The following is a 1,876-nucleotide window of genomic DNA, read 5'->3' on the forward strand; positions in this document are numbered from 1 at the left end:
GCCACCAGCGTGCTTTTACCGGCATCGGATGTGCAGCCTTGAATCATCAGGGTGGCAGATTTTGTCATTTATAACTTGCCTCGAATACCGACAAAGAACTGTGTGCCGCCATTTCCATAAACATAACTAGGTGTAACCCCGTCAGCTTCATACGCTGAAACCGCCGGAATATAGTTTTCATCAAATAGGTTTTGAACTTTTCCGTACAGGCTGATGTGTTTAGTTAGTTCATAGTCCGCTGTTAAGTCGGTCACAAAGTATTCGCCAATTTGAGCACCTTGTTGATCCGCTTTGTCATAGGTTTTACCGATATAGCGGGTTTCTAAACCTAAATGAGTTTTAGTTAAACCGTAATAGTCTAAACTTAAACTTGCTTGTTGCTCAGGACGTCTCGCAAAGGATTCACCTTCATCATTTTTCGCACTCAGGTAGCCATAACCTAAAGAGAAATCTGTTTCAATAGCATCAAAACTATTCGTGTAAACCGCTTCTAAGCCTTTAAATGTCGACTCACCGGAAATATTTTCATAAATGGCGTTAGGCCATCCGCCCGCGTAATTAATTTTATTTTTCGTTGTTTGGTAAAAATAAGTTAATTCAAAACCTGAGTAGCCAACAGTTAAATCAAAAACTTCAGAGGATTCAGGTTTGATTGTGGAGTTAGCTACTTCATTGATAGTGGGGGCACGGTAAGCCGTACCAAAATTAGTAGCAACAAACGTATGATCATTAAACCAGTTTTTAATCCCAAGCTTTCCAGTTAATTTGTCTTCAAATGCATTGTATTTATCGGCTCTTAAAGCTTGAGTAATTATAAGATTTTGGTTATTGAACAGGTTGGTGTTAGTAATGCCGAGTCCTGTATTGGTATAGCCTTGGCCATTAAGTTTATTCTCGATTTTCTTTTCGTTGACAGATATTTGGACTTGATGAAGGCCATATTGGTAGCGAGCAAGCGCTCCCATATCAACAACAGAACTTTCTGCTTTAAATGGGAAATTGTCAAAACTTTCGCGCTGAATTTGATTATCTTGCGCATAGAGTTTTAACCTTAATTGATTAAAGTTGCCTTGATAATTTATTTGTCTAAGGGTTGAGGTGAAATTATTGTAAAAGTCAGCATCGGGATCAGTTGTACCATCATAATCAACCGTCGCATCTGATTTTTGTAAGTTTGTTTCTATGCGTTGTGTCGGTGTTAGATTGATCCCAAGTTTTAAACTTAAATCCGTTTGTTGAAAACCATCTTTTTCAAAGTCGTACTCTGATTTTCTGTAGGGTTTAACTGAAGAAAATCCATCAGTTTTTACATTAGCGAAGCCAAGCAAGAAATCGAATTTTTCATTGCCATCACCTATCTGTGAAGATAATTTACGATATTGGTTTGAGCCAGTTTCAAGATTGGCGTTAAGAATGGTTCTTTTTTCAGTCTTGCGGGTAATAATATTGATTACGCCAGCAACGGCGTCAGCTCCCCAAATACCAGATTGAGCACCTTTTACGACTTCAATACGCTCAACATTATCAATTAATAAATGGTTAAAGTTAGCGCCACTTAATCCCATTGGCTCGTTAATCGTGACACCATCAATCAAAACTAAAATATTTTTACCATCTAATCCACGCATATAGAGAGTTGTAGAGCTTCCCATCGTTCCGTTACTATAGCTACTAATACTAGGTACAGCTCGCAGTGCTTCGGCCACAGTTTTATACTGACGCGCCTCAATTTCTTCACGCGTGATAACGTGCATATTGGCGGTGACTGTGCGTTGGGTTTGTTCGGTGTTACTGGCCGTGACCACTATCTCGGAAAGTTGATTTTCAGCCATGACCAGGCCTGGTGCTAGGCATAAAGCCGCGATTAGCGGTTTAA

At 39.4% G+C, this 1,876-nt stretch carries 1 protein-coding gene; it reads right to left on the bottom strand.

The features are described 5' to 3' along the window. Positions 1 to 68 precede the first annotated feature (68 nt). A partial coding sequence (locus tag IBX48_RS10425; protein ID WP_296834328.1) for a TonB-dependent receptor occupies positions 69 to 1,876 on the bottom strand: 1,808 nt, incomplete at its 5' end.

It is taken from the genome of Thiomicrospira sp. (assembly GCF_014859555.1).
Lineage (GTDB): Bacteria > Pseudomonadota > Gammaproteobacteria > Thiomicrospirales > Thiomicrospiraceae > Thiomicrospira.